This window comes from Pseudomonas sp. DWRC2-2 (assembly GCF_049897885.1).
Lineage (GTDB): Bacteria > Pseudomonadota > Gammaproteobacteria > Pseudomonadales > Pseudomonadaceae > Aquipseudomonas > Aquipseudomonas azotoformans_A.
In genome coordinates this window covers 28,439-49,140 of record NZ_JAFCXD010000007.1, presented here as the reverse complement: position 1 = coordinate 49,140, position 20,702 = coordinate 28,439, and the positions used below count along the sequence as shown (strand labels likewise).

Below are 20,702 nucleotides of genomic sequence, written 5' to 3'. Positions count from 1 at the left end.
TCATGGCTGCGATCCCCGACTGGGTGCCCATCACCCCCAGCGTCGCCATCACTCGCTTCACGGTGCTGACGGTCAATATCCACAAGGGCTTTACCGCCCTGAATCGACGTTTCATCCTGCCCGAACTGCGTGAAGCGGTGCGCAGTGTGGGCGCCGACATGGTGTTCCTGCAGGAAATCCATGGCACCCACGAGCGCCATCCACAGCGCTTCAGCGACTGGCCGAACATGCCGCAATACGAGTTCCTTGCCGACAGCATCTGGCCGCAGTTCGCCTATGGCCGCAACGCGGTCTACCCCCATGGCGACCATGGCAACGCGCTGCTGTCGAAATTCCAGATCGTGCGCTACGACAATCTCGATATTTCCCAAAGCGGCCATGAAAACCGTGGCTTACTGCATTGCGTGCTGCGCCTGCCAGGCACCGGCCAGGAGATCCATGCGATCTGCATCCACCTGGGCTTGCGCGAAGTGCACCGTCAGCAGCAATTGCGCCTGATCGAACAGCGCATCAGCGAGATTCCGGCCGACGCCCCGCTGATCGTGGCTGGTGATTTTAACGATTGGCGCCAAAAGGCCGACCTGAGCAAGGCGGGCTTGAAGGAAGTGTTTATTGAATCCATGGGCAAACCCGCGCGTACCTTTCCGGCGCGTTTGCCCTTGCTGCCGCTGGACCGGATTTATGTGCGCAATCTGAAAGTGCATAACCCTCGGGTGCTGACCACGCGGCCATGGTCGCACCTGTCCGACCATGTGCCGCTGTCGGTGGAGGTCGAGCTATGAACGTGGCCGTGGAGCATATCTCCACCGACCAGCCGCCGGACGAAGCCAAGGCCCGCGACCTGGATTACGGCTGGCAGAGTGGCAACCAAGTCGAGTTGCTGGAAAACGGCGAGGCATATTTTCCCAAGGTGTTCGAAGCCCTGCGCGCGGCCCGACGGGAGATTCTGCTGGAGACCTTCATTCTTTTCGAAGACAAGGTAGGCCATGAACTGCACGGCATCCTGATCGAGGCCGCGCAGCGTGGAGTGAAGGTGGTGGCAAGCCTGGACGGTTTTGGTTGTGGCGAACTGAGCCCGTCGTTTCTGGGCGAACTGGCGGACGCCGGAGTGACGGTGCAGATGTTTGACCCGGCGTCCAAGACCCTGGGTTTTCGCACCAACTGGTTTCGTCGCCTGCACCGCAAGATTGTGGTGGTGGATGCAGAAGTGGCGTTTATCGGTGGGATCAACTTTTCTGCCGACCACTTGGGCGATTTCGGCCCCGAAGCCAAACAGGATTACGCGGTGCAGGTGGTGGGCCCGGCGGTGGCGGACCTGCATCATTTCGCCCTGGCGCAAAGTGGTCGCCAGGTGCGCACGCGACGTGGCTGGCGGCGGCGCCAGCAACGGCCTTCGTTGTGGTCCACCGACCAGGGCGATGGCCTGGTGCGCCTGATTTACCGCGACAACGTGCAGCATCGCGATGACATCGAAGAGGCGTACATCCACGCGCTGAGCAAGGCGCAACAGCGCGTGGTGATCGCCAACGCCTACTTCTTCCCCGGCTACCGCCTGCTGCGGGAAATCCGCAATGCCGCGCGGCGTGGCGTGCAGGTGCAACTGATCATGCAGGGCCAGCCCGACGTGCTGCTGGCCAAGCTCGCGGCGCGCATGCTCTACGACTATTTGCTCAAGGACGGCGTGGTCATCCACGAATACTGCCAGCGCCCGCTGCACGGCAAGGTGGCGTTGGTGGATGACGAATGGAGCACCGTGGGGTCGAGCAACCTGGACCCGTTGAGCCTGTCGCTGAACCTGGAAGCCAACGTGTTGATTCGTGACCGCGCGTTCAATCAACAGCTGTATGAACGCCTGGAAATACTCGCCCGCGACCACTGCCAGACCATGCCGGAAAACCGCAAGCCGCGCCTGTGGCTGTGGCGATTGACCGTGGGCTTCCTGGTGTTTCATGTGATGCGCCACTTCCCGGCCTTGACCGGTTGGTTACCGGCGCACAAGCCACGCTTGAAACCCATCGAGAGCCAGACCAATGACCGCTGAATCCCGGTTCACCCGCTGGAAGAAACCGCTGACCATCGCTTTTTTCCTGGCGCTGATCGTGCTGTTCACCCTGCTCGCGCGGCGCATCGATTGGAGCGAAGTGGTGCAGACCCTGGGCGACTTCAAGGTGCGCACACTGGTGATCGCCGGAGCGCTGACGCTGTGCAGCTTTTTGGTGTACGCCAGCTTCGACTTGATCGGCCGCACCTACATCCGCCAGAACCTGGTGTGGAAGCAAATCCTGCCGGTGGGCATCATCAGCTACGCGTTCAACCTCAACCTGAGCGCGTGGGTCGGCGGCATCGCCATGCGTTATCGCCTGTATTCGCGCTTGGGCGTGAGCACCGGCAATATCGCCAAGATCCTCGGCCTGAGCCTGGCCACCAATTGGTTTGGCTACATGGCGATCGCCGGGGTGGTGTTCAGCAGCGGTCTGGTGACCATGCCGCCGGGGTGGAAGGTCAGCACCACAGCCTTGCAAGGCATTGGTGCGTTGTTGGTACTGGCCAGCCTCGGCTATCTGGTGGCCTGCCAGTTTTCGAAAAAGCGTGCGTGGACGATTCGCGGCATGGAAATCAACCTGCCGTCCGTGCGCATGGCGTGCTTGCAATTGCTGCTCGGCGCATTGAATTGGTCGCTGATGGCGGCGGTGATCTTCACCTTATTGCCGGCCAAGCTGGATTATCCGCTGGTGCTGGGTGTGTTGCTGATAAGCGCGATTGCCGGAGTGCTCACCCATATTCCGGCTGGGCTGGGCGTGCTGGAGGCGGTGTTTATAGCGCTGTTGCAGCATGAGGCGTCGCGGGGCAGCTTGCTTGCCGGGTTGATCGCGTATCGGGCGATTTACTTCATCTTGCCGCTGCTGATCGCGCTGGTGATGTACCTCGGTGTGGAGGCCAAGGCGAAGGCGTTGCGGGTGAAGAAAACACCCGCTTGAACGCTTTACTGGGACTGAATGATGCTCAACCGTTCGCCCACCACCATCTCGGTGATCCAGTCCACCAGGATTGAGGTGTAGGCCTGTTGGGACACCGGATCGCTGAGAGAATGGTCGGCACCGTCGATGATGCGATGGGTCAGTGAGTGGGTCTGCTGGCACGCCGCACGGTAGCTCATGATGGTGGCGTGGGGCACGTGGTCATCGGTTTCCGATTCGACGATCAACACATCACCGGTAAAGGCCGAACACGCGTGCAAGGCGCGATTGGTTTCGGCGTGGACCAAGGTGCTGCGGTAATCCATCAGGTCGGCCTTATCCAGATCACGCTTGGGTTTGAGCCATTCCTGATCGCGGTACAACGCCGGTACGCGCAGCGCCAGCCAGCGCACCGGGCGCAATGAGGTGAGAATCGCCGCAAGGTAGCCGCCGTAACTGGTGCCCACCACCGCCACCGCCGAGGTGTCGATGGCCGGGTGCGACAGCAGACGGTCATAGGCCGCCAGCAGGTCGCGCAGGTTGTCTTCGCGGGTGACGCGGGACAATGGAATGCCCGTGCCGGCGTGCCCGCGCAGGTCGAAGGTCAGGCACACGCAACCCAAGCCGGCGATGCCTTTGGCGCGTTCCAGGTCGCGCTCCTGGCTGCCGCCCCAACCGTGCACAAACAACACGCCGGGGACTTTGGATTTAGGGCTGAGGAAGGTGCCGCTCATCTGTTCGTCGTCGATATCGATCGCAATGCTTTCGCTTTTAGCCGTCATAAGCCTTAACCGTCACGTACTTAAGAAGAAACTCGCTGTTTTCCGCCGGACCGCGATACACCTCGATGGCATTGGCCGGCAGCGGTTGCTCCACGTAGGTTTCCACCGAGGACACATAGATCGCACGCAGGCCAGGGTTGTTGATAAAACTTTGCAGCGCCGCGACTTCCGCGCTGCTCGCCCCGCCCATGCGCCAGGATTGTTCGAGTACACCGCTGCGGCGTTGGCCGTTGCTGTCCAAGCCCTGAGCGATGTCGTAATTGCGCCGTGATGCGTAGAAACCGGGGTAGGCCTTATCGGCGGCCGCATCGAAGACCTGGGCCTGTTCGATGGCTTCGCGTACGTCGTCGGGCAGTTCGAGTTGCAACAGGTCATCGTAGTCACCGGGCACTACCAACAAGTTGGAGCCGCCGTAGACCTCTTCGCCCTGCCCGTCCTTCGTCAGGTATTGCTCGCCGCAGTAGCTGAACACGTGATCGCCGATAAAGCTTTGGCCAACGCTGTGGGTGACCACATCGTGCAGGTCCTGCTCCAGCACCACGCCTTCGTTGAAGAGTTTCGCGGCATCCGGTCGCGCCAGCACCGCTTCGAATTCGTCCAGGCTGTGGATAACTTCCTGGCCTCGGCCCGCGCAGGCGTGCACGGGTTTCAAGCGGATGGGGCCGCTGTAGAGCAAGCGTGTGGCGGCGGGCCGCGCGTCTTCCAGTGCAAAGACGCTCAGACCGTCCAGCACGACTTTTCGTACACGCTCGCAAAACAACGCCGACCAACCTTGCGGCGCTTTGGCTTCAGGGCCGAGCAAGCCATGACTGATGGCTTTGGTGCAGATGAAGTCGTGGTCGACATAACCGCCCCACAAATCCTCTGGCCCATTGATATTCAGCGCTCGGGCCTGGGCCGGGCCGACCAGGGTCTGTGTGGGCAGCAGGTACAACGCCCGCCCCGCGTGCAGATCCGTGTCGTAGCTGCCGCCGAACTTGAGCCCGAGGATCTGCGCCAGCCAGCGCGCCAGAGCGCGGTTGGTTTCGACCTCATGCAGCGGCGCACCCTCACGTGTGGAGTGAGCAACCACCAGCTTCTTGCGTTGAGTCGGGGTCATGCGTCCCCCTTGGCCATCCCGCCATGTGTGTAGACGGAACGTTGCAGAGATCAGGCCAAGGCGCATTCGAGCGGGATTGCATTCAAATCAATCGGTTGCCGGAAAACCGATGGCAGATGGCCTGTTTTATTCTGCACGACGACCCGATAACGCGGCGGCGTTCTGCACGATTCACACGCCGAAACGGCTGCGATAATCGCTGGGCGTCAGTCCTGTGATCTTCTTGAAGAGGGCGCGAAAGGCACTCGGGTCCTGGTAGCCGACGGTCCAGGCGATATGGTCGATGGTGCCGTTGGTGAATTCGAGCATCTGCCGTGCCTTGCCCACACGCAAATGCTGGCAGTATTCGGTGGGTTTCAAGCCGGTGGCGGTGCGAAAGCGCCGTAGGAAGGTACGCTCCTCCAAGCCCGCTTCCCGAGCCATCGCCGCCAAGGACACATCCACCGCGCCGCTGGCCTGCAACCCGTGCTGAACCTTGAGGATGGCCGTGTCGCCGTGGCCGAGAATCGGCGCGAAGTTACTGCCGCATTGGCTGGCGCTGTCACTGTGCTCGATCACCAGGAAACGCGCGGTATCGGCCGCGATGCTCGGGCCCATCAGGCGGTCGACCAGGCGCAGGCCGAGTTCGGACCAGGCCATCAAGCCGGCGGTGGTGATCAAGTCGCCATCATCAACAATGGGTTTATCCGCCTCCAGGCGCACCGCCGGGTAACGGGCGGCGAAGGATTTGGCGGAAGACCAATGGGTGGTGGCACTGCGTCCGTCGAGCAACCCGCTGCGCGCCAGCATGATAGAGCCAATGCATACACCGCCCAGCACAGTACCTGCCGCGTGTTGCTGGCGAATCCACTCCAATAGCGCGGGGGGCGCCTGCTCCTCGGTAAACTCACCAATCGACGGTGGCACCAGCACAGCCATCATCGGTTGCTCGGAGCCAGGATGGCTGCTGAATATACGCGCCGGTTTGCCGGTAACACCCACCTGCCAATGGCTGACCCGCAGCAACGGCAATTGCACGGACTGATGCTCGGCGGCGATGCGGTTGGCCACGCCGAACAGGTCGGTCAAGCCATGCACGGCCGCCAACTGCGCACCTTGGTAGATCAACACGCCCAGCTCGACGACCACCATTGTCAGTTTTCCCCCTGTTATTGTCGGTGCAGCCAATCCCCGGTGAAGGCGCCAGCTAAGATACTGGACCCATCAACCCATCACGAGGCAACACACATGGCCAAGCAAGCGCTCATCCTAATCGATATCCAGAACGACTACTTCCCTCAGGGCAAGTGGCCACTCGACGGCGTGGACGCCGCGGCAGACAAGGCCGCGCAAGTACTGCAGGCGTTTCGCCAGGCGGGTGATGCGGTGATTCATGTGCGCCATGAGTTCACCTCCGAGGACGCGCCGTTCTTCACACCGGGCTCCGAGGGTGCGCATCTGCACAGTAAAGTGCTGAACGAAGGCAATGAGCCGGTGGTGCTTAAACACTTTGTGAATGCGTTTCGCGAAACCCGGCTGCGCGAACTGCTGGAGCAACGCAGCATTACCGACCTGGTGGTAGTCGGCAGCATGAGCCATATGTGTATCGACGCTGTGGTGCGGGCGGCGGCGGACCTGGGCTACAAGGTCACGGTGATTCATGACGCGTGTGCCACGCGGGACCTGGAATTCAATGGGCAGGTGATTCCAGCGGCGCAGGTGCATGGGGCGTACATGGCCTCGCTGGCGTTTGGGTATGCGGGTGTGGTGTCGGCGGATGAGTACTTGAAGGCACAAGCGGCGGTTTGACCGCCACTTGGTTCTTTAGCGTTAGCGAGTCGCGATGATGAACAGGCGCGGAAAGGGCAGCAACACCGTGCCATCAGCCAAGGCGGGATAGGCCTTAATAATTCGCGCCTGGTATTCCTGTAGGAAAGCGGCTTTTTCGCTGTCGGTCAAAGGCGCGAGGAACGGCCTCAGCGCCGACGCCTTGAACCACTCCACCACCGCCGCGTGATCCGCCAGCGGGTGCTGATAGGTGGTGCGCCACACATCGACGGTGCTGCAGTGTTTGCTCAGCAGTTCGTAGTAGTAGCTCGCGGTGTGGCGCTCATTATGTTTGACCGCAGCGATCTTGCCCGACCACGGCCCCTCTGCCGCGACTTCGCGGGCAAGCCGGTGGGCGGGCTCATCGAGATTGTCCGGGGTTTGCACCGCCAGCGTGCCACCGGGCGTCAGTTGTTGGACCAAGTGCGGATATAGCCTGGCGTGGTCGGGCAACCATTGCAGGGATGCATTGGCCAGGATCACATCGAAGGTTTGCGCAGGTTTCCAGTCACCGATATCCGCCAGTTCAAAGTTCAACGCCGGCAGCCGTTTGCGGGCGTCCACCAGCATGTCATCGGAGCTGTCCATGCCGGTGACGTGTGCCTGCGGGAAGCGCTCGGCCAGCACTTCAGTGGAGTTGCCGGGGCCGCAGCCCAGGTCGACGGCGTTGCGCACCTCGATATTCGCAATGGCCGCGACCAGGTCACGGACGGGACGGGTGCGCTGCTGTTCGAACATCGTGTATTGCTTGGCTGACCAGGTCATCACGGCTTTCCTTCTTTTTGAGGTTGGCCACAGCCTAAATCTTGTGAGCCATGAGAACAAATGCCAGGATTGAAGCCCTCCCATACCTCAAAAGTATTCCTATGCTGGAGCTTCGCCAACTCAAGGCCTTCGTTGCCATCGCAGAAGAAGGCTATATCACCCGCGCAGCCGAACGCCTGGGCATGCAGCAGCCACCGTTGACGCGGATGTTGCAAAGCCTTGAAGCCGAATTGGGCGTGATGTTGATGGAGCGCCTGCCCCGTGGCGTTCGCCCCACCACCGCCGGGCTCGCGTTGCTGGATGAGGCGCGGGAAATCCTCGCACAGGCTGAAGGCGTCGCGGATGTAGTCCGCCGTGCCGCACGCGGTGAACGTGGCCGGCTGGCCATCGGCTTCACGAGTTCGGCTGCCTTGCATCCTTTTGTACCGAGTGTGCTGCGGCTGTTTCGCGAAACCTTTGTCGGCGTAACCGTCGTGCTAGAGGAAGCCGGCACCGGAGAGCTGCTGGACGCATTGGTACACGAAAAACTCGACGCGGCGTTTATCCGCTCGCCTCTCAGCGGGACACAGTCGCTGCAGGACGAACCCATCCTGGTGGAACCGATGCTGCTGGCGCTGCCCACCGATCACCCGCTGGCGCTTGATGCAGGCTCTCCCCTGCCCTTGAAGGCACTGGCGACCGAATCTTTCGTGCTTTATCGCCGGCGCGTGGGGCTGGGGTTGTATGACGCGATCCTGGTGGCGTGCCGTGAAGCTGGGTTCAGCCCGCAAGTGGTGCAGGAAGCCCCACGCATGACCGCGACATTGAGCCTGGTGGCGGCGGGACTTGGCGTGTCCATCGTGCCGGCGTCGATGCAGCGGTTGCGCGGGGACGGCATCGTGTATCGGGAATTGACGGAGTGCAGCAGCCTGGTGGCACCGCTGCATTTGGCGACGCGAATCGATGACGGTTCGACGGTGTTACGCCGGTTCAAGGACATGGTTGTCATCGCCGCGTCGACTGAAGCTGATCACGGCCAATAAAAAACCCCCGAGACCTGAGTCAAACGGGGGTTTGCGTGTTCCGGATTTTAGAATCCTAGAACGGGATATCGTCATCGAAGCTGTCGAAATCCGCAGCCGGTTGCGGAGCAGCCTGTTGTGGCGCTGGACGCGACTCACGCTGTGGCTGCTGGCTTGGCTGTGGACGGGACTGCTGTGGACGCGGTGCCGAGTTGGACATGCCGCCCTGGCCCTGTTGGTCGCCCTGTGGACGGCCGCCCAGCAGTTGCATGGTGCCTTGCATGTCGACCACGATTTCGGTGGTGTAACGCTTGATGCCGTCTTTTTCCCACTCGCGGGTCTGCAGCTTGCCTTCGATGTAGACCTGCGAACCTTTGCGCAGGTACTCACCGGCGATCTCGGCTACCTTGCCGAACATCGACACACGGTGCCATTCGGTTTTCTCGACCTTCTGGCCAGTCTGCTTGTCGGTCCACTGTTCGCTGGTCGCCAGACTCAGGTTGGTCACGGCGTTACCGTTAGGCAAGTAGCGAACTTCGGGATCCTGGCCGCACGTACCGACCAATATGACTTTGTTAACCCCACGGGCCATAACGTTCTCCTAGGCTGGGCGCGCTGTCGGCACTGGGTTGACCAGTTGCTCGAGCGTCGCGCGATCCAATAATTCGGTGTCCAATTTGATGTAAATGGCCGCCTCTTCCGCGACCACGACTGCATCTGTTACCCCTACGACTGCCTTGAGGCGCTCTACCAGACCGCTTTCGCGGATCGCCTCAGGCGATAGCGGCAAACGCAGACTTGTGACGTAGGGAGGTTCGCGCATGGTAACAGCAAAGGCCAGCCAAAGTGCAGCCAGCCCGGCGCATCCGAGGAAGACAACCGACAAACCGCCATGCTGGAACATCCAGCCCCCCATGATGCCGCCCAGTGCAGAACCGAGGAACTGGCTGGTGGAATACACCCCCATCGCCGTGCCCTTGCCGCCGGCCGGTGAAACTTTACTGATCAGCGAAGGCAATGAAGCCTCCAGCAGGTTGAACGCGGTGAAAAATACCACCGTGCCGATTACCAGCGCCCGCAGGCTGTCGCCGAACTGCCAGAAGAATAGCTCAGTGAGCATCAGCGTCGTGACGGCGCCGAGCAGGATTCGTTTCATTTTGCGTTTTTTCTCGCCATAGATGATGAACGGGATCATGGCGAAGAACGAAATCAACAGCGCAGTGAGGTAGACCCACCAGTGCTGTTCCTTGGGCAGGCCGGCTTTTTCCACCAAGGCCAGGGGCAAGGCGACGAAGCTGCACATCAGCATCGCGTGTAATACGAAGATACCTAAATCCAGGCGCAGCAGGTCCGGGTGCTTGAGCGTCGGCAAAAGCGCCTTGCGTGCGACGCCCGACTCGCGATGCTGCAGCGTGCCGGTGGAGCGCGGCACCATAAAGGCAACGATCACGATGCCAAACAGCGCCATACCGCCGGTAGCGAGGAACAGCCCGTGCAAGCCAAAGGCACGGGTCAGCAAGGGGCCGACCACCATGGCCACGGCAAACGACAGGCCGATAGTCATGCCGATCATGGCCATGGCCTTGGTGCGGTGTTGTTCGCGGGTCAGGTCCGACAGCAAGGCCATTACCGCCGCGGAAATCGCTCCGGCGCCTTGTAGGATACGTCCGGCAATCACGCCCCAGATGGAATCGGACTGAGCCGCGAGCACACTGCCGAGGGCGAACACGATCAGCCCAAGGTAGATGACCGGGCGGCGGCCAATACGGTCGGAAATGATCCCGAAGGGAATCTGGAAAATCGCCTGGGTCAGGCCGTAGGCACCAATAGCCAGGCCAATCAATGCGGGGGTCGCGCCTGCGAGATCCATTCCATAGGTCGCCAACACCGGCAACACCATAAACATGCCCAGCATACGGAAGGCGAACACCAGGGCCAGACCGCTTGCCGCTCGGGTCTCGCCGCTACTCATGCGTTCGCTGTGGGGATCGTGCATGGAAAAACCTCGTGTGAACCGGCGGCGATTCTACCAGTCCCATCGATTGAGAGGGTATATGCGGCGGTTTGCCGCGCAGCTTTCATCTAAGGCTGCAAGCGGCCTTTTGACAGTGTATATTCATCCAGTCTTTAGCCGTATACTCCGGCATTATTTACGCCCGCCGTGCGAGGCCATCTTGGACAAGATCCTGATTCGTGGGGCTAGAACCCACAACCTGAAGAACATCGACCTGACCCTGCCCCGGGACAAACTGATCGTCATCACCGGCTTGTCCGGGTCCGGCAAATCGTCCCTGGCGTTCGACACGCTGTATGCCGAAGGCCAGCGTCGCTATGTGGAATCGCTGTCGGCCTATGCCCGCCAGTTCCTGTCGATGATGGAAAAACCCGACGTCGACACCATTGAAGGCCTGTCGCCGGCGATCTCCATCGAGCAGAAGTCGACCTCCCATAACCCGCGTTCCACCGTGGGCACCATCACTGAAATCTACGACTACCTGCGCCTGCTGTATGCACGCGTGGGTATTCCGCGTTGCCCGGACCACGACATTCCACTGGAAGCCCAGACCGTCAGCCAGATGGTCGACCTGGTGCTGGCCCAGCCCGAAGGCGCCAAGCTGATGCTGCTGGCGCCGGTGATCCGCGAGCGCAAGGGTGAACACCTTTCCGTCTTCGAAGAGCTGCGGGCCCAGGGTTTTGTACGCGCACGCATCAACGGCAAGCTCTATGAGCTGGACGAAGCGCCGAAGCTCGACAAACAGAAGAAGCACTCGATTGATGTGGTCGTCGACCGCTTCAAGGTGCGCGCCGACCTGCAACAACGCCTGGCGGAATCCTTTGAAACTGCCCTGAAGCTGGCCGACGGCATCGCCTTGGTTGCACCGATGGACGACGAGCCGGGCGAAGAGATCATCTTCTCCGCGCGCTTTGCCTGCCCGATCTGCGGCCATGCCATCAGCGAACTGGAACCCAAGCTGTTTTCCTTCAACAACCCGGCCGGCGCCTGCCCGACTTGCGATGGCCTGGGCGTGAAGCAGTTCTTCGACATCAAGCGCCTGGTCAACGGTGACCTGACGCTGGCGGAGGGGGCGATACGCGGCTGGGACCGGCGCAACGTCTACTACTTCCAGATGCTCGGGTCGTTGGCGTCGCACTACAAGTTCAGCCTGGAAGTGCCGTTCAACCAACTGCCGGCGGATCAGCAGAAGGTCATCCTGCACGGCAGCGGTTCGCAGAACGTCGATTTCAAATACCTGAACGACCGTGGCGATATCGTCAAGCGCTCCCACCCGTTCGAAGGCATTGTGCCGAACCTGGAGCGCCGCTACCGCGAGACCGAATCGGCCAGCGTGCGTGAAGAGCTGGCGAAATTCCTCAGCACCCAGCCTTGCCCGGATTGCCGCGGCACTCGCCTGCGTCGTGAGGCGCGGCATGTGTGGGTGGGCGAGAAGACCTTGCCGGCGGTGACCAACCTGCCGATCGGGGATGCCTGCGAGTACTTTGGTGTGCTCAAGCTGACCGGGCGCCGTGGGGAGATCGCCGACAAGATCCTCAAGGAAATTCGCGAGCGATTGCAGTTCCTGGTCAACGTGGGCCTGGACTATCTGTCGTTGGATCGCAGTGCCGATACTTTGTCCGGCGGTGAAGCCCAGCGGATTCGCCTGGCCAGCCAGATTGGTGCGGGTCTTGTGGGTGTGTTGTACATCCTCGATGAGCCTTCGATTGGCTTGCACCAGCGCGACAACGATCGCCTGCTGGGCACGTTGAAACACCTGCGGGATATCGGCAACACGGTGATTGTGGTCGAGCACGATGAAGATGCGATTCGCCTGGCGGATTATGTAGTCGACATCGGCCCGGGCGCGGGCGTGCATGGCGGGCATATTGTTGCTGAAGGCACGCCGGCTGAAGTCATGGCGCACCCGGATTCGCTGACCGGCAAGTACCTGTCCGGGCGGGTGAAGATCGAGGTGCCGGCCAAACGCACACCGCGTAACAAGAAGCTGGCGCTGCACCTCAAGGGCGCACGCGGTAACAACTTGCGCAATGTCGACCTGGAAATCCCACTGGGCTTGCTGACCTGTGTGACGGGTGTTTCCGGCTCGGGGAAATCGACGCTGATCAACAACACGCTGTTCCCCTTGAGTGCCACCGCCCTGAACGGCGCGACCACCTTGGAAGCAGCGGCGCACGACAGCATCAAGGGCCTGGAACATCTGGATAAGGTGGTCGATATCGACCAGAGCCCGATTGGCCGGACGCCACGTTCCAACCCGGCGACCTATACCGGTTTGTTTACGCCTATTCGTGAGTTGTTTGCCGGCGTTCCGGAATCCCGCTCACGTGGTTACGGGCCAGGCCGGTTCTCGTTCAACGTCAAGGGAGGTCGCTGTGAAGCGTGCCAGGGCGATGGCTTGATCAAGGTTGAAATGCACTTTCTCCCGGACATCTACGTGCCGTGCGATGTGTGCAAGAGCAAGCGCTACAACCGCGAAACCCTGGAGATCAAATACAAGGGCAAGAGCATCCACGAAACCCTGGAGATGACCATCGAGGAAGCACGGGTGTTCTTCGACGCGGTCCCGGCGTTGGCGCGCAAGCTGCAAACACTGATGGACGTGGGCTTGTCCTACATCAAACTGGGCCAGTCAGCGACTACGCTGTCGGGGGGTGAGGCGCAGCGGGTGAAGTTGTCTCGCGAGCTGTCCAAGCGCGATACGGGCAAGACCCTGTATATCCTCGATGAGCCGACCACCGGCCTGCACTTCGCGGATATTCAGCAGCTATTGGACGTGCTGCACCGCCTGCGCGACCACGGCAACACCGTGGTGGTGATCGAGCACAACCTTGATGTGATCAAGACGGCCGATTGGCTGGTGGACCTTGGGCCGGAAGGCGGCTCCAAAGGTGGCCAGATCATTGCCGTGGGCACGCCGGAGCAGGTCTCCGAAATGCCGCAGTCGCACACCGGTTACTACTTGAAACCATTGCTGGAACGCGACCGGGCCTGACCTTTTCGGGCCCAATGAAAAGCCCCTGTCACTTTACGGTGACAGGGGCTTTTTTGTAGCCGGGAATCAGAACTGCGATTGCAGGTAGTTTTCCAGACCAATCAGCTTGATCAGGCCCAACTGCTTTTCCAGCCAATAGGTATGATCTTCTTCGGTGTCGTTCAACTGCACCCGCAGGATTTCCCGGGTGACATAGTCGTTGTGCTGCTCACAGAGCTCGATGCCCTTGCAGAGCGCGGCACGGACCTTGTACTCGAGGCGCAGGTCGGCAGCGAGCATGTCAGGGACTGTGGTGCCCACATCCAGGTCATCCGGACGCATACGCGGCGTGCCTTCGAGCATGAGGATACGGCGCATCAGTGCGTCGGCGTGCTGTGCCTCTTCTTCCATCTCGTGGTTGATACGTTCGTAGAGCTCGGTAAAGCCCCAGTCTTCGTACATGCGCGAATGGATGAAATATTGGTCACGAGCAGCCAGTTCGCCCGTCAGCAACGTGTTGAGGTAATCGATTACGTCGGGGTGACCTTGCATCGCCCTACATCTCCCTGCTTGAAAGTCTGTAGTTTGAACCATGATGACTTGAAGGTCACGGGATCAACGGCAGAAAAGTGATGTTTTTCGGAGAAAAGTAGCTGAAATAACGCAAAAACCGCCCAAATGAGGGCGGTTCTGCTTATCGTTTAGAGTCAGTTAAGCGATACACCCAGCGCCTTTGCGATTGCTTCTCCATAAGCCGGATCGGCCTTGTAGAAGTGCTGCAGTTGACGTTGAACCACATCACTGGAAACGCCACCCATCGCGCCGGCGATGTTGTTGGTGAGCAAAGCTTTCTGCTCATCGTTCATCAGGCGGAACAGCGCACCGGCGTGGCTGTAGTAATCGGTGTCTTCACGGTGATCGTAACGGTCAGCCGCGCCACTCAGGGCCAATGCAGGCTCCGCATACTGAGGTGCTTGCTTCGGCGAATCGGCGTAGCTGTTTGGCTCGTAGTTAGGCGCCGCGCCACCGTTGCTGCCAAAGGCCATCGAACCATCACGCTGGTAGCTATTCACCTGGTTACGCGGGGCATTCACCGGCAGTTGCTGGTGATTGGTGCCAACACGATAGCGGTGGGCATCGGCGTACGCGAAAACACGACCTTGCAACATGCGGTCTGGCGACAGGCCGACGCCTGGAACCATGTTGCTTGGGCCGAAGGCGGATTGCTCAACTTCAGCAAAGTAGTTCTGCGGGTTACGGTTCAGTTCCAGCTCACCGACTTCGATCAGCGGGAACTCCTTCTGCGACCAGGTTTTGGTCACATCGAAAGGGTTCTCGTAATGAGCGTTGGCCTGGGCCTCGGTCATGATCTGGATGCAGACGCGCCATTTTGGGAAATCACCGCGCTCGATCGCGCCAAACAGATCGCGCTGGGCGTAATCAGGGTCAGTACCGGCCAGGCGAGCAGCTTCAGCCGGCGCCAGGTTCTTGATGCCCTGCTTGGTCTTGTAATGCCACTTGACCCAGTGACGCTCGCCCTTGGCGTTAATCAGGCTGTAGGTGTGACTGCCGAAGCCGTGCATGTGACGGTAGCCATCAGGGATGCCACGGTCCGAGAACAGGATGGTGACCTGGTGCAATGCCTCTGGAGAGTGCGACCAGAAATCCCACATCATTTGCGCACTTTTCAGGTTGCTTTGCGGCAAACGCTTCTGAGTGTGGATGAAGTCTGGGAACTTCAAAGGATCGCGAATGAAGAACACCGGGGTGTTGTTACCCACGATGTCCCAGTTGCCTTCTTCGGTATAGAACTTCAACGCGAAACCGCGTGGGTCGCGCTCGGTATCCGCCGAACCACGCTCGCCGCCTACGGTGGAAAACCGCAGGAAGGTAGGGGTTTGCTTGCCCACCGACTCGAACAGCTTGGCGCTGGTGTACTGCGTAATGTCTTGGGTGACCGTGAAAGTGCCGTAGGCACCCGAACCCTTGGCGTGCACACGGCGCTCAGGGATATTTTCACGGTTGAAGTGAGCGAGCTTCTCGATCAGATGAAAATCGTCGAGCAGCAACGGGCCGCGTGGGCCTGCGGAACGTGAATTCTGGTTGTCCGCAACGGGGGCGCCGCTGGCGGTGGTAAGGATTTTATTCTGGCTCATGCTCAATTTCCCTCAGGTCGGACTTGGAACTGCCGGCTAATCGGCTTGGGAGGAGTATTAATCATCAATATGACGTCTACAAATTCATTAAATTGTAGGTATCAATAGATATTTTCTACCGAACACTCCAGCCCCCATAGTGCCAAGCACAATCTCTGGAAGCTTGTATCGAACACGCTTTTGTCACGGGCACAAAAAACCGGGCACTAGGCCCGGTTCTTCGTTACAGCTTGTCGTCTTACTCGGCGCTTACAGCTTCGCCGGCAGTAGCACGATCAACCAACTCGACGTACGCCATAGGCGCGTTGTCGCCAGCGCGGAAACCGCACTTGAGGATGCGCAGGTAGCCACCCTCACGGGTAGCGTAACGCTTGCCCAGGTCGTTGAAGAGCTTACCAACGATAGCTTTCGAACGAGTACGGTCGAAAGCCAGACGGCGGTTAGCCAGGCTGTCTGTCTTGGCCAAAGTGATCAGCGGCTCAGCAACGCGACGCAGTTCTTTAGCTTTCGGCAGTGTAGTTTTGATCAGCTCGTGCTCGAACAGCGACACCGCCATGTTTTGAAACATGGCCTTGCGGTGCGAGCTGGTACGGCTCAGGTGACGACCACTTTTACGATGACGCATGGTTCATTCCTTACCAAACTCACGTTCGGTGATTACGACGATCAGGCAGTCGCCTTGTCGTCCTTCTTAAGACTTGCAGGCGGCCAGTTGTCGAGGCGCATGCCGAGGGACAGACCGCGGGAGGCCAGAACGTCCTTGATTTCAGTCAAGGATTTCTTGCCCAGGTTCGGAGTCTTCAACAGTTCTACTTCAGTACGCTGAATCAGGTCGCCGATGTAGTAAATGTTTTCCGCCTTAAGGCAGTTAGCCGAACGTACAGTCAGTTCCAGATCGTCAACCGGGCGAAGCAGGATCGGATCGATCTCGTCTTCCTGCTCGATTACCACTGGTTCGCTGTCACCTTTGAGGTCGACGAACGCAGCCAACTGCTGTTGCAGAATGGTTGCAGCGCGGCGGATAGCCTCTTCAGGATCCAGAGTACCGTTGGTTTCCAGATCAATAACCAGCTTGTCCAGGTTAGTACGCTGTTCGACACGGGCGTTTTCCACCACGTATGCGATACGGCGAACCGGGCTGAACGAAGAGTCAAGCTGCAAGCGACCAATGCTGCGGCTTTCGTCTTCATCGCTCTGACGCGAGTCGGCCGGTTCATAACCACGACCACGAGCTACAGTGAGCTTCATGTTCAGGGCGCCGTTAGACGCCAGGTTAGCGATTACGTGATCGGGGTTAACGATCTCGACATCATGATCCAGCTGAATATCGGCAGCGGTAACCACCCCCGAACCCTTCTTCGACAAGGTCAGCGTAACTTCGTCACGGCCGTGCAGCTTGATAGCCAGACCTTTAAGGTTCAACAGGATTTCAATTACGTCTTCCTGTACACCTTCGATGGCGCTGTACTCGTGGAGCACACCGTCAATCTCGGCCTCGACTACTGCACAGCCGGGCATTGAGGACAACAGGATGCGGCGCAGCGCGTTGCCCAGGGTGTGGCCAAAACCACGCTCGAGAGGCTCGAGAGTAATTTTGGCGCGGGTTGGACTGACAACCTGCACATCAATGTGGCGGGGTGTCAGGAACTCATTTACCGAAATCTGCATGGATGCACCTATTTTCTAGCCCTTACTTGGAGTAGAGCTCGACAATCAGGCTTTCGTTGATGTCGGCGGACAGATCACTGCGAGCAGGAACGTTCTTGAAAACGCCCGACTTCTTCTCAGTGTCTACTTCTACCCATTCTACGCGGCCACGTTGGGCACACAGATCGAGAGCTTGGACAATGCGAAGTTGGTTTTTTGCTTTCTCGCGAACTGCGACCACGTCACCAGCACGAACCTGGTAGGACGGAACGTTTACGGTCTGACCGTTAACGCTGATCGACTTGTGCGATACCAGCTGACGGGATTCGGCGCGAGTCGAACCAAAGCCCATACGGTATACAACGTTGTCCAGACGGCATTCGAGCAGTTGCAGCAGGTTTTCACCGGTTGCACCTTTCTTGCCAGCAGCTTCTTTGTAGTAGCCGCTGAACTGACGCTCGAGAACGCCGTAGATACGACGGACCTTCTGCTTTTCACGCAGTTGGGTGCCGTAATCGGACTGGCGACCGCGGCGTTGGCCGTGGATACCAGGTGCTGCTTCAATGTTGCACTTCGATTCGATCGCGCGCACGCCGCTCTTCAGGAAGAGATCGGTGCCTTCGCGACGAGCGAGTTTGCATTTTGGACCAATGTAACGAGCCATTCTTTACAATCTCCTGGATTACACGCGGCGCTTCTTCGGCGGACGGCACCCGTTGTGCGGGATTGGCGTCACGTCGGTGATGCTGGCGATCTTATAGCCACAGCCGTTCAAAGCACGGACAGCAGACTCACGACCTGGACCTGGACCCTTGACGTTAACGTCGAGGTTTTTCAGGCCGTATTCCAGCGCAGCTTGACCAGCACGTTCAGCAGCTACTTGAGCAGCAAACGGGGTGGACTTGCGGGAACCGCGGAAACCCGAACCACCGGAGGTAGCCCAAGAAAGCGCGTTACCTTGACGGTCGGTGATGGTCACGATTGTGTTGTTAAAAGAAGCATGGATGTGGGCGATGCCATCAACCACTGTCTTTTTAACTTTTTTACGAGGACGAGCAGCAGGTTTTGCCATGATAATTTTCCTGTCGATTCGCTGGGGCGATTACTTGCGGATCGGCTTACGCGGACCTTTACGGGTACGCGCGTTAGTCTTGGTACGCTGACCGCGTACTGGAAGACCACGACGATGACGCAGACCGCGATAGCAACCGAGGTCCATCAAACGCTTGATTTTCATGTTGATTTCGCGACGCAGGTCACCTTCAGTGGTGAACTTCGCCACTTCGCCACGCAGCTGTTCAATCTGCTCGTCGCTCAGATCCTTGATCTTTGCGGCTGGGTTTACCCCAGCAACTGCGCAAATTTTCTGCGCAGTAGTGCGACCAACACCATAGATGTAGGTCAGCGAGATAACAGTGTGCTTGTTATCTGGAATGTTAACGCCTGCAATACGGGCCATTCAGTGGGACTCCAATTGACAGCTACCTACGCCCCGGAAGCCAAGAAATAGGGCGCGAGATAATATCGCTGTAATAACAAATAATCAACCCGGCAGCGCACTAGCTGCCGGGCTTCAAGCGGATCACACTCAGCCTTGGCGCTGTTTGTGACGCGGTTCCGCGCTGCAAATTACTCGAACAACACCTTCGCGGCGAATAATCTTGCAGTTACGGCACAGCTTTTTCACCGATGCACGAACTTTCATCACCAACTCCTCGAACCTTATGGGGTACTCAGCGCAACATGCCGCTGCCGTAGCCCTTCAGGTTGGCTTTCTTCATCAGGGATTCGTACTGGTGCGAAACGAGGTGCGATTGTACTTGGGACATGAAGTCCATCACAACCACGACCACGATCAGCAACGAGGTCCCGCCAAGGTAGAACGGAACGTTTGCTGCAACCACCAGGAACTGGGGCAACAAGCACACGGCCGTCATATATAGAGCACCGAACAGGGTCAAACGAGTCAGAACGCCATCAATGTAGCGTGCAGACTGCTCACCTGGACGGATGCCCGGAATAAAGGCACCGGACTTCTTCAGGTTTTCCGCTACGTCTTTCGGATTGAACATCAACGCCGTATAGAAGAAGCAGAAGAAAATAATCCCTGCACTAAACAGCAGAATATTCAACGGCTGACCAGGAGCGATCGACTGAGAGAGGTCCTGCAGCCAGCCCATATTTTCGGACTGACCAAACCAGGTACCCAACGAAGCCGGAAACAGCAAAATGCTGCTCGCGAAAATTGCCGGAATAACACCGGCCATATTCACTTTCAGCGGCAAGTGGCTGGTCTGCGCAGCAAAGACCTTACGGCCCTGCTGACGCTTGGCGTAGTGAACAGCAATACGACGCTGACCACGCTCAATGAACACCACAAAACCGATAATCGCTACTGCCAGCAAACCGATGGCAACCAGGGCGAAAATATTGATATCACCCTGACGTGCAGACTCGAAAGACTGCCCAATCGCTCTCGGAAGACCGGCGACGATACCTGCGAAAATCAACATCGAGATACCGTTACCAACACCACGTTCAGTAATCTGCTCACCCAGCCACATCATGAACATCGCACCAGCCACAAATGTGGATACCGCGACGAAATGGAAGCCAAAGTCACCAGTGAACGCAACGCCCTGCCCAGCCAGGCCAACGGACATGCCGATAGCTTGGACGAGGGCGAGAACGACAGTGCCGTAGCGGGTGTACTGGCTAATCTTGCGACGGCCAGCTTCACCTTCCTTCTTCAACTGCTCCAGCTGCGGGCTGACGGCGGTCATCAGTTGCATGATGATCGATGCCGAAATGTACGGCATGATCCCCAGTGCAAAGATGCTCATCCGCTCCAGCGCGCCGCCGGAAAACATGTTGAACAAGCTAAGAATGGTCCCCTCATTCTGTCGAAACAGGTCTGCGAGTCGGTCCGGGTTGATACCTGGAACCGGGATGTGTGCGCCTATTCGGTAGACGATAATCGCCAGGAACAGAAAACGCAGACGAGCCCAAAGTTCAGACATACCGCCTTTGCCGAGCGCTGAGAGAGCACCTTGCTTAGCCATTTATTCCTCGAACTTGCCGCCAGCTGCTTCGATAGCCGAACGCGCACCTTTGGTGGCGCCGATTCCCTTGCCGATAGTGACAGCGCGAGTCACTTCACCGGACAGCATGATTTTCACACGCTGTACGTTGACGTTGATCACGTTGGCATCTTTCAGGGTCTGCACAGTAACGATGTCGCCTTCCACTTTAGCCAGCTCGGACAGACGCACTTCTGCGCGGTCCATGGCTTTCAGGGATACGAAACCGAACTTAGGCAGGCGACGATGCAGCGGCTGTTGACCGCCTTCAAAGCCTGGAGCAATGGTGCCACCGGAGCGGGAGGTTTGACCTTTGTGGCCACGGCCACCAGTCTTACCCAAACCGCTACCTATACCACGGCCCGGACGATGCTTTTCGCGACGGGAACCCGGCGCTGGACTCAGATCATTGAGTTTCATC

Annotated in this window: 22 protein-coding genes; 6 read left to right on the top strand and 16 right to left on the bottom strand. The window is 58.9% G+C overall.

From position 1 onward, the window contains the following. The first annotated feature begins 2 nt into the window (after positions 1-2). The 3 genes from ACP7EW_RS26280 to ACP7EW_RS26270 are packed head-to-tail and all read left to right on the top strand — an operon-like array spanning position 3 to position 2,978. A complete protein-coding gene (locus ACP7EW_RS26280; protein ID WP_038850123.1) occupies positions 3-782 on the top strand; it encodes an endonuclease/exonuclease/phosphatase family protein in 780 nt (259 codons plus the stop codon). Next, the gene (gene clsB / locus ACP7EW_RS26275) at positions 779-2,041 is read left to right on the top strand and encodes a cardiolipin synthase ClsB (protein ID WP_426220940.1); all 1,263 of its coding nucleotides are present in this window, start codon (positions 779-781) and stop codon (positions 2,039-2,041) included. Before ACP7EW_RS26280 ends, clsB begins: the two co-directional genes overlap by 4 nt. Then, a complete protein-coding gene (locus ACP7EW_RS26270; RefSeq protein WP_177077067.1) occupies positions 2,031-2,978 on the top strand; it encodes a lysylphosphatidylglycerol synthase domain-containing protein in 948 nt (315 codons plus the stop codon). The genes clsB and ACP7EW_RS26270 overlap by 11 nt, the downstream gene beginning before the upstream one ends. A gap of 5 nt (positions 2,979-2,983) precedes the next feature. On the opposite strand, the gene ACP7EW_RS26265 is transcribed toward ACP7EW_RS26270, so the two are convergent. The 3 genes from ACP7EW_RS26265 to ACP7EW_RS26255 all read right to left on the bottom strand — a co-directional run bounded on the left by ACP7EW_RS26265 (position 2,984) and on the right by ACP7EW_RS26255 (position 5,969). Then, complete coding sequence (locus ACP7EW_RS26265; RefSeq protein ID WP_033897979.1) at positions 2,984-3,739, bottom strand: alpha/beta hydrolase family protein; 756 nt, start codon at positions 3,737-3,739, stop codon at positions 2,984-2,986. Next, positions 3,729-4,838 carry a DUF3182 family protein gene (locus ACP7EW_RS26260; RefSeq protein WP_426220937.1) on the bottom strand — a complete coding sequence of 370 codons (1,110 nt, stop codon included), beginning with the start codon at positions 4,836-4,838 and terminating at the stop codon, positions 3,729-3,731. Before ACP7EW_RS26260 ends, ACP7EW_RS26265 begins: the two co-directional genes overlap by 11 nt. A gap of 171 nt (positions 4,839-5,009) precedes the next feature. Next, entirely contained in the window at positions 5,010-5,969 is a 960-nt protein-coding gene (locus ACP7EW_RS26255) for a GlxA family transcriptional regulator (RefSeq protein ID WP_426220935.1), read from the bottom strand. A 96-nt stretch (positions 5,970-6,065) separates the two neighbouring features. Here ACP7EW_RS26255 and ACP7EW_RS26250 point away from each other — a divergent pair, with 96 nt between their 5' ends. Next, a complete protein-coding gene (locus ACP7EW_RS26250; RefSeq protein WP_426220933.1) occupies positions 6,066-6,626 on the top strand; it encodes a cysteine hydrolase family protein in 561 nt (186 codons plus the stop codon). Between the two features lie 21 nt (positions 6,627-6,647). On the opposite strand, the gene tam is transcribed toward ACP7EW_RS26250, so the two are convergent. After that, positions 6,648-7,409 carry a trans-aconitate 2-methyltransferase gene (tam, locus tag ACP7EW_RS26245; RefSeq protein WP_426220931.1) on the bottom strand — a complete coding sequence of 254 codons (762 nt, stop codon included), beginning with the start codon at positions 7,407-7,409 and terminating at the stop codon, positions 6,648-6,650. Between the two features lie 101 nt (positions 7,410-7,510). On the opposite strand from tam, the gene ACP7EW_RS26240 reads away from it, so the two are divergent. Beyond that, positions 7,511-8,431: a LysR family transcriptional regulator gene (locus ACP7EW_RS26240; protein ID WP_426220929.1), complete on the top strand. Its 921-nt coding sequence runs from the start codon at positions 7,511-7,513 to the stop codon at positions 8,429-8,431. Between the two features lie 55 nt (positions 8,432-8,486). Here ACP7EW_RS26240 and ACP7EW_RS26235 read toward each other — a convergent pair whose 3' ends face one another. Both ACP7EW_RS26235 and ACP7EW_RS26230 read right to left on the bottom strand, forming a co-directional pair. Then, positions 8,487-9,002 (bottom strand): single-stranded DNA-binding protein, encoded by a 516-nt coding sequence (locus ACP7EW_RS26235; protein WP_017849542.1) that lies wholly within the window; start codon positions 9,000-9,002, stop codon positions 8,487-8,489. Between the two features lie 9 nt (positions 9,003-9,011). Beyond that, positions 9,012-10,406 (bottom strand): MFS transporter, encoded by a 1,395-nt coding sequence (locus ACP7EW_RS26230; RefSeq protein WP_010206876.1) that lies wholly within the window; start codon positions 10,404-10,406, stop codon positions 9,012-9,014. Between the two features lie 178 nt (positions 10,407-10,584). On the opposite strand from ACP7EW_RS26230, the gene uvrA reads away from it, so the two are divergent. Then, entirely contained in the window at positions 10,585-13,419 is a 2,835-nt protein-coding gene (gene uvrA / locus ACP7EW_RS26225) for an excinuclease ABC subunit UvrA (protein WP_033900046.1), read from the top strand. Positions 13,420-13,485: 66 nt separating this feature from the next. Here the strand turns inward: uvrA and bfr are convergent, their stop codons facing one another. From bfr to rplO, 10 genes are all read right to left on the bottom strand, one after another. Then, the gene (gene bfr, locus ACP7EW_RS26220) at positions 13,486-13,950 is read right to left on the bottom strand and encodes a bacterioferritin (RefSeq protein ID WP_003176400.1); all 465 of its coding nucleotides are present in this window, start codon (positions 13,948-13,950) and stop codon (positions 13,486-13,488) included. Between the two features lie 155 nt (positions 13,951-14,105). Continuing rightward, positions 14,106-15,554 carry a catalase gene (locus tag ACP7EW_RS26215; protein WP_426220927.1) on the bottom strand — a complete coding sequence of 483 codons (1,449 nt, stop codon included), beginning with the start codon at positions 15,552-15,554 and terminating at the stop codon, positions 14,106-14,108. A gap of 238 nt (positions 15,555-15,792) precedes the next feature. Beyond that, positions 15,793-16,179, bottom strand: coding sequence for a 50S ribosomal protein L17 (rplQ, locus tag ACP7EW_RS26210; protein WP_003176402.1), 387 nt, complete (start codon positions 16,177-16,179; stop codon positions 15,793-15,795). Positions 16,180-16,220: 41 nt separating this feature from the next. After that, positions 16,221-17,222, bottom strand: a complete 1,002-nt coding sequence (locus tag ACP7EW_RS26205) for a DNA-directed RNA polymerase subunit alpha (RefSeq protein WP_003176403.1) — start codon at positions 17,220-17,222, stop codon at positions 16,221-16,223. Between the two features lie 22 nt (positions 17,223-17,244). Continuing rightward, positions 17,245-17,865 (bottom strand): 30S ribosomal protein S4, encoded by a 621-nt coding sequence (rpsD, locus tag ACP7EW_RS26200; protein ID WP_003176404.1) that lies wholly within the window; start codon positions 17,863-17,865, stop codon positions 17,245-17,247. Positions 17,866-17,883: 18 nt separating this feature from the next. After that, a complete protein-coding gene (gene rpsK / locus ACP7EW_RS26195; RefSeq protein ID WP_002555466.1) occupies positions 17,884-18,273 on the bottom strand; it encodes a 30S ribosomal protein S11 in 390 nt (129 codons plus the stop codon). Positions 18,274-18,303: 30 nt separating this feature from the next. Next, positions 18,304-18,660 carry a 30S ribosomal protein S13 gene (gene rpsM, locus ACP7EW_RS26190; RefSeq protein WP_003194635.1) on the bottom strand — a complete coding sequence of 119 codons (357 nt, stop codon included), beginning with the start codon at positions 18,658-18,660 and terminating at the stop codon, positions 18,304-18,306. A gap of 129 nt (positions 18,661-18,789) precedes the next feature. Next, positions 18,790-18,906, bottom strand: coding sequence for a 50S ribosomal protein L36 (gene rpmJ, locus ACP7EW_RS26185; RefSeq protein ID WP_002555468.1), 117 nt, complete (start codon positions 18,904-18,906; stop codon positions 18,790-18,792). Between the two features lie 28 nt (positions 18,907-18,934). Continuing rightward, positions 18,935-20,263: a preprotein translocase subunit SecY gene (gene secY, locus ACP7EW_RS26180; RefSeq protein WP_003194637.1), complete on the bottom strand. Its 1,329-nt coding sequence runs from the start codon at positions 20,261-20,263 to the stop codon at positions 18,935-18,937. Continuing rightward, positions 20,264-20,701, bottom strand: a complete 438-nt coding sequence (gene rplO / locus ACP7EW_RS26175) for a 50S ribosomal protein L15 (RefSeq protein ID WP_003176407.1) — start codon at positions 20,699-20,701, stop codon at positions 20,264-20,266. It lies immediately after the preceding gene. Position 20,702 lies beyond the last annotated feature (1 nt).

Bases quoted from the DNA above. Each gene is read 5' to 3' on its own strand.
- secY (WP_003194637.1), bottom strand. From the start codon at position 20,263: ATGGCTAAGCAAGGTGCTCTCTCAGCGCTCGGCAAAGGCGGTATGTCT.
- bfr (WP_003176400.1), bottom strand. From the start codon at position 13,950: ATGCAAGGTCACCCCGACGTAATCGATTACCTCAACACGTTGCTGACG.
- ACP7EW_RS26255 (WP_426220935.1), bottom strand. From the start codon at position 5,969: ATGGTGGTCGTCGAGCTGGGCGTGTTGATCTACCAAGGTGCGCAGTTG.
- rpsD (WP_003176404.1), bottom strand. From the start codon at position 17,865: ATGGCTCGTTACATTGGTCCAAAATGCAAACTCGCTCGTCGCGAAGGC.
- ACP7EW_RS26270 (WP_177077067.1), top strand. From the start codon at position 2,031: ATGACCGCTGAATCCCGGTTCACCCGCTGGAAGAAACCGCTGACCATC.
- ACP7EW_RS26240 (WP_426220929.1), top strand. From the start codon at position 7,511: ATGCTGGAGCTTCGCCAACTCAAGGCCTTCGTTGCCATCGCAGAAGAA.
- ACP7EW_RS26205 (WP_003176403.1), bottom strand. From the start codon at position 17,222: ATGCAGATTTCGGTAAATGAGTTCCTGACACCCCGCCACATTGATGTG.
- ACP7EW_RS26280 (WP_038850123.1), top strand. From the start codon at position 3: ATGGCTGCGATCCCCGACTGGGTGCCCATCACCCCCAGCGTCGCCATC.
- rplO (WP_003176407.1), bottom strand. From the start codon at position 20,701: ATGAAACTCAATGATCTGAGTCCAGCGCCGGGTTCCCGTCGCGAAAAG.
- rpsM (WP_003194635.1), bottom strand. From the start codon at position 18,660: ATGGCCCGTATTGCAGGCGTTAACATTCCAGATAACAAGCACACTGTT.
- ACP7EW_RS26235 (WP_017849542.1), bottom strand. From the start codon at position 9,002: ATGGCCCGTGGGGTTAACAAAGTCATATTGGTCGGTACGTGCGGCCAG.
- ACP7EW_RS26230 (WP_010206876.1), bottom strand. From the start codon at position 10,406: ATGCACGATCCCCACAGCGAACGCATGAGTAGCGGCGAGACCCGAGCG.
- clsB (WP_426220940.1), top strand. From the start codon at position 779: ATGAACGTGGCCGTGGAGCATATCTCCACCGACCAGCCGCCGGACGAA.
- rpmJ (WP_002555468.1), bottom strand. From the start codon at position 18,906: ATGAAAGTTCGTGCATCGGTGAAAAAGCTGTGCCGTAACTGCAAGATT.
- ACP7EW_RS26215 (WP_426220927.1), bottom strand. From the start codon at position 15,554: ATGAGCCAGAATAAAATCCTTACCACCGCCAGCGGCGCCCCCGTTGCG.
- tam (WP_426220931.1), bottom strand. From the start codon at position 7,409: ATGACCTGGTCAGCCAAGCAATACACGATGTTCGAACAGCAGCGCACC.
- ACP7EW_RS26260 (WP_426220937.1), bottom strand. From the start codon at position 4,838: ATGACCCCGACTCAACGCAAGAAGCTGGTGGTTGCTCACTCCACACGT.
- rpsK (WP_002555466.1), bottom strand. From the start codon at position 18,273: ATGGCAAAACCTGCTGCTCGTCCTCGTAAAAAAGTTAAAAAGACAGTG.
- ACP7EW_RS26265 (WP_033897979.1), bottom strand. From the start codon at position 3,739: ATGACGGCTAAAAGCGAAAGCATTGCGATCGATATCGACGACGAACAG.
- rplQ (WP_003176402.1), bottom strand. From the start codon at position 16,179: ATGCGTCATCGTAAAAGTGGTCGTCACCTGAGCCGTACCAGCTCGCAC.
- ACP7EW_RS26250 (WP_426220933.1), top strand. From the start codon at position 6,066: ATGGCCAAGCAAGCGCTCATCCTAATCGATATCCAGAACGACTACTTC.